This window comes from Streptomyces sp. ISL-87, assembly GCF_018614095.1.
Lineage (GTDB): Bacteria > Actinomycetota > Actinomycetes > Streptomycetales > Streptomycetaceae > Streptomyces.
Window position 1 is genome coordinate 129,582 of the sequence record NZ_JAGGOY010000059.1, and the last position, 8,368, is coordinate 137,949.

The 8,368-nt window shown below is 73.1% G+C and carries 5 protein-coding genes; 3 read left to right on the forward strand and 2 right to left on the reverse strand.

Annotation, left to right across the window (positions count from 1 at the left end; genetic code table 11):
- Positions 1–23 precede the first annotated feature (23 nt).
- Positions 24–2,270, reverse strand: a complete 2,247-nt coding sequence (gene treY, locus J7I97_RS21510; RefSeq protein WP_214937317.1) for a malto-oligosyltrehalose synthase — start codon at positions 2,268–2,270, stop codon at positions 24–26.
- A gap of 103 nt (positions 2,271–2,373) precedes the next feature.
- Here treY and J7I97_RS21515 point away from each other — a divergent pair, with 103 nt between their 5' ends.
- Entirely contained in the window at positions 2,374–3,732 is a 1,359-nt protein-coding gene (locus tag J7I97_RS21515; RefSeq protein ID WP_214937320.1) for an MFS transporter, read from the forward strand.
- Here J7I97_RS21515 and glgX read toward each other — a convergent pair.
- Entirely contained in the window at positions 3,717–5,831 is a 2,115-nt protein-coding gene (gene glgX / locus J7I97_RS21520; RefSeq protein ID WP_214937322.1) for a glycogen debranching protein GlgX, read from the reverse strand. The genes J7I97_RS21515 and glgX overlap by 16 nt on opposite strands.
- Positions 5,832–6,105: 274 nt before the next feature.
- On the opposite strand from glgX, the gene J7I97_RS21525 reads away from it, so the two are divergent.
- Together J7I97_RS21525 and J7I97_RS21530 are read left to right on the forward strand one after the other, a co-directional pair.
- Positions 6,106–7,377 (forward strand): SAV2148 family HEPN domain-containing protein, encoded by a 1,272-nt coding sequence (locus J7I97_RS21525; RefSeq protein WP_214937325.1) that lies wholly within the window; start codon positions 6,106–6,108, stop codon positions 7,375–7,377.
- Between the two features lie 65 nt (positions 7,378–7,442).
- Positions 7,443–8,195, forward strand: a complete 753-nt coding sequence (locus J7I97_RS21530; protein ID WP_214937327.1) for an exonuclease domain-containing protein — start codon at positions 7,443–7,445, stop codon at positions 8,193–8,195.
- Positions 8,196–8,368: the final 173 nt, after the last annotated feature.

Sequence of the window (8,368 nt, forward strand, 5' to 3'; positions counted from 1 at the left end):
GGCAAACCTTTCCGGCCACGGCATTAGTCCGCCCGGAGCAGTAGCCCTACGGGCAGCGCGGAGAGCAGGTCGGCCAGGGGCACCTCGCCTTCGTACGAGGACCCGGGTCCGGGCAGCGAGGTCCACCGCCCCGGCGGCAGGGCCAGGGTGGTGCCGCGCCAGCCGCCCGCGCCGGCCAGCCGGTGGGACAGCCGGGTGGCCACCGCGACGAGTCCCGCCGAGCGGGCGAAGGCCACGCAGTGCTCCGCCGCGGGGCCCCGGGCGGCGAGGGGGGTGTAGCCGGTGAACAGCCCGGGCCGGTCCCGGCGCAGCCGCAGCAGGGCCGCCGTCAGGGCGAGCTTCTCCTTTGCCGGGCCGCGCGGGGCGGCGCCCGCGTCCAGCCGGGCCAGGTCCTCCCGGGGGAATCGGACCGGGCGCCGGTTGTCGGGGTCGACCAGCGCCCGGTACTCGGTCTCGGCGCCCTGGTACACCTCCGGAACCCCCGGCATCGCCAGATGGAGCAGCGCCATGCCGAGCAGGTTGGCCCGGGCGGCCGCCGCCGCAGCCGGCGGCAGATCCGGGCGGAGTTCCGACGCCTGCGCGGCCAGCTCCGCGATCGCCGCCTCGTACGCCTCGTCCGGGTCGGTCCAGCTGGTGCGCAGCGCGGCCTCGCGGGCCGACTTCAGCAGGGCCGCCGCGAGGCGGGGCGCGCGGTCGGGTACCTCGCCGAGGCCCAGGGCGGTCTGCCGGGCCACCCAGGCGAGCTGGGGATCCGGACCACCCGGCGTGCCCATGAGCTCCGGCGCCTCGGACAGCACCGCGATCCGGGCCCGGACGTCCGCGCTGCGTTTGGTGTCGTGGGTGGACAGCACCGTGCCGGAGGCCGGCCAGTCCCGCGCGAGCGCGGCGCAGTACGTGTGGAACTCCGCCACCGGCACCGCCGGATCCCCGGGCTCCCCGCCCACCTCCGTGGCGGACAGCAGCGGGGCGTACCGGTAGAACGCCCTGTCCTCCAGGGACTTGGCGCGCAGGGCCGCCGATGTCTGGGCGAAGCGCGCCCCGAGGGACGGATCCCGCAGCACGAGGTCCCGTACCCTCGCCACCGCGCCGGCGCCGGCCACCGCGGCCGCCTGCTCCAGGGCCCGCGACGGCAGATCCGGCTCGCCGGGATACGGCCGGTAGACGGGATAGACGATCAGCAATTCACGGACCGCGCAGGCCAGTTCCGGACCGACCAGCCGCTCCAGCGCCGCCAGCTCGGCCGCCAGGTCGCCGGTCAGTACCTCCCGCGCGCTCGCCGAGGCCGTCTCCCGCCAGTCGGGCTGCCCGGTGAACGCCCGGTAGCGCGCGGCGAGTTCGGCCGTGCCCGCCGGGTCGGTGAACAGCCCGTCCAGCCGGTGCAGCGCGTCGTACCCGGTGGTGCCCGCCACCGGCCAGCCTGGCGGCAGCCGCTCCTGGCGGGCCAGGATCTTCTCCACCACCACCCAGCAGCCGTCCCCCACCGCCGCCCGCAGCCGCCGCAGGTACCGCTCGGGATCCGCCAGCCCGTCCACATGGTCGATCCGCAGCCCCGCGGCCACCCCGTCACGGACCAGTTCCAGCACCTTCGCGTGCGTGGCCTCGAAAACCGCGGGGTCCTCCACCCGGACCCCGATCAGATCCGAAATGGTGAAGAAACGACGGTAGTTGAGCTCCGTCGGGGCCTCCCGCCACCACGCCGGCCGGTACCACTGCGCGGCCAGCAGCTCCGGCAGCGGCAGCCCGGCCGTGCCCTCGCGCAGCGGGAACTCCTGCTCCCCGTGGCGCAGCACGTCCCCGTCGGCCGCGAAGTCGCCCGCCACGAGCGGCCCGGCGAGCACCGGCAGCAGCACCTGCCCGCCGCCCGCCTCCCAGTCGATGTCGAACCAGCGCGCGTACGGGGAGTGCGGCCCCTCCCGCAGTACCTCCCACAGGGGCAGGTTCAGCCGCAGCGGCGACGGCACGGCCATGTGGTTCGGCACGATGTCGAGAACCAGGCCGAGCCCGCGCGCCCGGGCGGCTGCGGCCAGCGCCCGTAGGCCCGGCTCGCCGCCGAGCTCGGCCCGTACCCGGGAGTGGTCGGTGACGTCGTACCCGTGGGCCGAGCCGGGCACCGCCTCCAGGACGGGGGAGAGGTGCAGGTGCGACACGCCGAGCGAGGCGAGGTACGGGACGGCTTCCTCGGCCGCCGCGAAGGGGAATTCCGGGCGCAGCTGGAGGCGGTAGGTCGACGCCGGGGTGACGGCTGTCGGAACATCAGATTCCGATTGCATGCGCGCATACGGCAGGCTCATGAGAACGTACGTACCCAGGATGCGGGATTCCGTGCCATTACCCCATGCATACGGGTGACTGCGCCGGGTTAGCGTTCCTCAAGTGTTTGGAATCGTCAACACCTATCGAAGAGTCATCGCCCTGACCGGGCCCCTTCTCCCGCTCGTCTCCTTCTTCGCCCGACTGCCCGTCGCGATGTCGCAGTTCGGGAGCGTTCTGCTGGTCGCCGAGACCAGCGGCTCGATCGCCACCGCCGCCGTCGTCGGCGGCACCCTCTCCGGCGGTCAGGTGGTCTCCGGACCCGTTCTGGGCCGCCTCGCCGACCGGTACGGGCAGCGCCCCGTCGTCCTGGCGGCCGCCGCGGTCAACGCCGTCGCGACCGCGGCTCTGGTGGCCGGCGCCCTCGGCGGCCTCGCCACCGTCCCGCTCGCCGCGATCGGAGCCGTCACCGGTGCTTCCGCACCGCTGATCGGACCGCTCGCCCGGACCCGGTCCGTGGCCCTGGCGCACCGTGCCCGTGCCGACGAGGGCGTGGTGGGCGCCGTCCACTCGCTCGAAGGCACCCTGGACGAGGTGTCGTTCGTCCTCGGCCCGGCCCTCGTCGGACTCGCCGCGATCGTCGCCCACCCGGCCGTCGCCCTCGGCGGCGCGGCCGCCCTCGTCGCCGTCTTCGGCACCGCCTTCGCGCTGCACCCGACCGCCGCCGTCACGGCCGGGACCCGCGCGCAGGCCCGCCCGGACGAGGGCGGTACGGACGAGGGCGGTACGGACGAGGCCAGCACGCAAGGCCGTACCGGAGACACGCCGGCCCGGGTCCGTCCCCCCGGTGTCGTCTACGCCGTCCGAGGCTCCCTGGCCCTCCAGGGCGCCATGTTCGGCGCCTGCCAGGCCGGAATCGCCGCGCTCACCATCCAGTTGGGCGTCCCCGAGCAGGCCGCCGTCGTGTACGCCGCCATGGGCGTCGTCAGCGCCGCCGTGGGACTCTCGCTCGGCGCGCTGCCCGCCCGTATCGGGCTGCGGCTGCGCTGGCGGGCGGCCACGGGCGCCGCGCTCGTGCTCTCCGTACCGCTGCTCTTCACCGACACGCTGGGCCCGCTGTACGCGGTCGTCACCGTCCTCGGGGCCGCCTACGCCCCGCACCTGATCACCGCGTTCGCGCTCACCGAGCGGGCCGCGGAACCGGCCCGGCTCGCCGAGTCGATGGCCTTCGCAGCCAGCTCCCTCGTCGCCGGACAGGCCATATCCCTCGCCGTCTCCGGGCGCCTCGCCGAGTGGTACGGGCCCTCCGCGTCCTTCGCGGTCGCCGTGGGGGCGGCCGCGCTGTGCCTCACGCTCTCCCTGGTCACCCGGGTGCCGGCCGCCCGTACGCACGCACCCGCCAAGGCCTTCGTTCCGGCCCGGGTCGCGCCCTCCCCGGCCGTGCCCGACAGGGAGGGCGCCGTCGTCTACGCCGGGCGCTGAAGCACCACCAGGCACCGTCCTGTCAGGGCCACCCGGTCCCCGGCCGCGTACTGCGGCCCGGTGCCGGGTGGCAGTACGTCCGCCCGCGCCGTGTCCACCACCAGCCGCCACTGCGCGCCGTGCCCGGCCGGGATGGTGAAGTCCTGCGCGTCGGCGCCCGCGTTGAACATCAGCAGGAACGAGTCGTCGGTGATCCGCTCCCCGCGGGTGCCCGGCTCGGAGATGGCCTCCCCGTTGAGGAACACCGTCAGCGCGCGAGCGTGCTGTGCCTGCCAGTCGCGCGCCCGCATCTCCTCGCCGTGCGGGGTGAACCAGGCGATGTCGGAGAGCTCGTCGTGCGTCCCCTCCACGGGCCGCCCGTGGAAGAACCGGCGCCGCCGGAACACCGGGTGGTCGCGCCGCAGCCACACCATCTGCCGGGTGAACTCCAGTAGCGCGGGCGGCGGTTTGCCCGGCTCCGGCCAGTTCACCCACGACAACTCGTTGTCCTGGCAGTACGCGTTGTTGTTGCCGCCCTGCGTGCGGGCGAACTCATCGCCGTGGCTGAGCATCGGCACACCCTGGGAAAGCATCAGCGTGGCGATGAAGTTGCGCATCTGGCGCTCGCGCAGCTCCAGGATCTCCTGCTCCTCGGTCGGGCCCTCGACCCCGCAGTTCCAGGAGCGGTTGTGCGTCTCGCCGTCCCGGTTGCCCTCGCGGTTGGCCTCATTGTGCTTCTCGTTGTACGAGACCAGGTCGTGCAGGGTGAAACCGTCGTGGCAGGTGGTGAAGTTGATGGAGGCGAGCGGCCGCCGGCCGTCGTCCTGGTAGAGGTCCGAGGAGCCGGTCAGCCGCCCCGCGAACTCCGCGAGCGTACGCGGCTGCCCGCGCCACAGGTCCCGTACGGTGTCCCGGTACTTGCCGTTCCACTCGGTCCACAGCGGCGGGAAGTTGCCCACCTGGTAGCCGCCCTCGCCCAGGTCCCAGGGCTCCGCGATCAGCTTCACCTGGCTGACCACCGGGTCCTGCTGCACCAGGTCGAAGAACGAGGAGAGCCGGTCCACCTCGTGGAACTGGCGGGCGAGCGTGGCCGCGAGGTCGAAGCGGAAGCCGTCCACATGCATCTCGGTGACCCAGTAGCGCAGCGAGTCCATGATCAGCTGGAGTACGTGCGGGGACCGCATCAGCAGCGAGTTCCCGGTTCCGGTGGTGTCCATGTAGTGCCGCGGGTCCTCCGCCAGCCGGTAGTACGAGGAGTTGTCCAGCCCGCGGAAGGACAGCGTCGGGCCCAGGTGGTTGCCCTCGGCGGTGTGGTTGTAGACCACGTCCAGGATCACCTCGATCCCGGCCTCGTGCAGGGCCCGCACCGCCGACTTGAACTCCAGCACCTGCTGGCCGCGGTCCCCCGAGGCGTAACGGTTGTGCGGGGCGAAGAAGCCGATGGTGTTGTAGCCCCAGTAGTTGCTCAGCCCGTCGTCCACGAGACGGTGGTCGTTGACGTACTGGTGCACCGGCATCAGCTCCAGCGCCGTCACCCCGAGCTTCGCGAGGTGCCCGATGACCGCCGGGTGTGCGAGGGCCCCGTAGGTGCCGCGCAGTTCCTCGGGAAGGTCGGGATGGCGCATCGTCAGACCTTTGACGTGGGCCTCGTACAGCACGGTGTGGTGGTACTCGTGGCGCGGCGGGCGGTCGTTGGCCCAGTCGAAGTACGGATTCACCACCACCGAACTCATGGTGTGCGGGGCCGAGTCCAGATCGTTGCGCGAGTCGGGGCGGCCGAAGTGGTACCCGTAGACCTGCTCGCCCCAGTCGACGCTGCCGCTGATCGCCCGCGCGTACGGGTCCAGCAGCAGCTTCGCCGCGTTGCAGCGCTGCCCGCGCTCGGGCTCGTACGGGCCGTGGACGCGGAATCCGTAGCGCTGGCCCGGCATCACGCCCGGCAGATAGGCGTGCCGGACGAAGGCGTCCGTCTCGCGCAGTTCGACGGCGGTCTCCGAGCCGTCGTCGTGCAGAAGACACAGCTCAATGCGTCGGGCGGCCTCCGAGTAGACCGCGAAATTGGTCCCGGCGCCGTCGTACGTGGCGCCGAGCGGATATGCCTGTCCCGGCCAGACCTGCATAGGAACGACTCTTCCCCTCGGTGTCGGGCTGATCCGGCGTGGACCACGTCACTGCCAGATCTTCCCCGAAAGAGGGGCCGCACGCCGGGACTTGGCATGCTCCTACCGGGTGACCCGGAGAGCTGATATGCGGGTCAGCGGACTATGCGGGCATCAGATAATGGGTCAACGGACAACAGGTGTACGGCCCGTCGGGCTGCACCGGGCCGTGCGCGCGGAGTACCCTTCCGTGATCACTGGAGACGGGCGTCCAGACGCAGAAGGCGGTGCACGGGTGAGCTCGGGAGGTCTGGAGCTGCCCCCTGGTGACAGCGGTCACGAGGGCGGCCCGGCTGATGCCGCAGGCGGCGTGCCGGGCGGTGCGCCCGGCGGCGTGCCCGCCGGGGCGGTGTCGCTGGCCCCGCCGGTGGCCGGGAGCGCCCGCGCCGGGGCCGAGCTGGACTGGGGCGCGGACGCGTGGAGCGAGGTCCGCACACGGGCCCAGCGCGCCGGCCGCGCGTACATCTGGCTCAACCTGATCGAACAGCGGCTGCGGGCCGTCGTCGGCGCGGTGCTGCGCCCCATCTACGAGCCCGTGCACGGCCAGGACGACTGGGTGGTCGCGGCCGCCGGGCCCGCCGGACAGGAGTGGGTGCAGCGGGCGGTCGCCGTCCGCGAGGTCAGCCGGCGCAAGGGCTACCTGCTGGACCCGGCCGACGACAACGTGCTGAGCTTCCTTACGCTGCCGCAGCTTCGGGAGCTGATGGTCCAGCACTGGCCCTGCTTCGAACCGTACTTCGACGACCGGCGCGAGATCGAGCTGGCGCTGGACGAGCTGGAGGTCACCCGGAACGTGGTCTCCCGCAACCGCGCCCTGTCGCGGGCGGTGCTGGAGCAGGCGGAACGGGCGTCGGCGCGGCTGCTGGAGGTACTGGGCGGCGGCGCGGGCAGTCCGGCGGCGGACCGGCTGCCGATCGACGCCGTCGAGGACCTGGTGGGCGACCGGTACGCGGACGTCATTTCGGTCCACCCGGACCGGGTGCGGCTCCAGCGGCAGCTTCCGGCCGAGGACCTGTTCGGGGGCGCGAGGCGGCTGGACGCCATCGGCATAGGTCTCAACCTGCTGGTCCAGAACTTCTCGGGCCGAAGACTCGTCCGGCTCACGGAGGCCGGCTGCCGGGTGCGGCTGCTGTTCCTGAACCCGGCGAGCAGCGCGGTCAAGCGGCGCGAGCGGGAGCTGGGGCTGCGCAAGGGCGAGCTGAGCCGCTCGGTGGAGATGAACATCCTGCACGTCCGCAGGGTGCGGGCCGGCCTGCGGGACGCCTCGCGCTTCGAGATCCATGTCTTCGACGAGACCCCGCGCTTCACCGCCTATCTGGTGGAGGGGGAGTCCTCGGGCATCGCGGTGGTCCAGTCGTACCTGCGGCGGGCGCGGGGCATGGAGGCGCCGGTGCTGGTCCTGCGGGGCGGCGGGCGCGGTGTGCCCAAGGACGCCGACCACGGACTGTTCACGACCTACCGGGAGGAATTCGAGTCGGTGTGGGACGACTCCCGCCCGGTGTCCTGACTGTCAGTGCCCCGTGGCAGGCTGAAAGTCGTTGACCGGATGTATGTACGGGGGAGGGGCGCGTCATGGCGGCGTGGCATGGGGGAGCGCTGGTCGGGTTCGACCTGGAGACCACCGGGACGGAGCCGGGGGAGTCGAGGATCGTGACGGCCGCGGTGGTCGAAGTACGGGACGGCGAGGTGCGCGAGCGGCGCGGCTGGCTCGCCGATCCGGGGATAGCGATCCCCGAGCAGGCCTCGGCGATCCACGGGATCAGCACGGAGCGGGCCGTCGCGGAAGGCCGCCCGGTGCGGGAGGTCGCGGACGAGGTGGCGGCCGTACTGGTGGAGCACTGGCGGCGCGGCGCGGTGGTGGTCGCGTACAACGCGGCCTTCGACCTGACGCTGCTGTCGGCGGAGCTGGCCCGGCACGGGCTGCCGTCGCTGGCCGACCGGCTGGGCGGGGTGGGGGTGCCCCCGGCGCAGCCAGGGGGAGAGACCGGGCCGGTGGTGGACCCGCTGACCATCGACCGGGCCGTGGACCGCTACCGGCGCGGGAAGCGCACGCTGGAGGCGGTGTGCGGGGTGTACGGGGTCACCCTCGACGATGCGCACGACGCGGGCGCGGACGCGCTGGCCGCGGTCCAGGTGGCCCGGGCGATAGCCGTCCGCCACCCGGAGGTCGCCGGCCTCACCCCGGCGGACCTCCACGACCGGCAGGGCACCTGGCACGCCCGCTGGGCCCGGGACTTCCAGTCGTACCTGCGGGGGCACGGCACGCCGGACGCGGTGATCGACACGGCGTGGCCGCTGCGGGGGCTCATACCGGCGTCGGCCTGACGGTTACACCGCCCCATCACCGAGGACCGACGAGCACCGCGCGCGCCAAGGGCCGGGCCGGGTGGATGACCTTGAATTCCGTCGGGCCGAGCCGGGCCCGGTGGATGGTGACATGCAGTTTCATATGGGGCCTTGGTACGTCATCGCTAGGGCCGTGGCCGGAAAGGTTTGCC

What these genes read in the sequence shown, in the direction of transcription:
- treY (WP_214937317.1), bottom strand. Translation starts at nt 2,270, where the DNA reads ATGCAATCGGAATCTGATGTTCCGACAGCCGTCACCCCGGCGTCGACC.
- glgX (WP_214937322.1), bottom strand. Translation starts at nt 5,831, where the DNA reads ATGCAGGTCTGGCCGGGACAGGCATATCCGCTCGGCGCCACGTACGAC.
- J7I97_RS21530 (WP_214937327.1), top strand. Translation starts at nt 7,443, where the DNA reads ATGGCGGCGTGGCATGGGGGAGCGCTGGTCGGGTTCGACCTGGAGACC.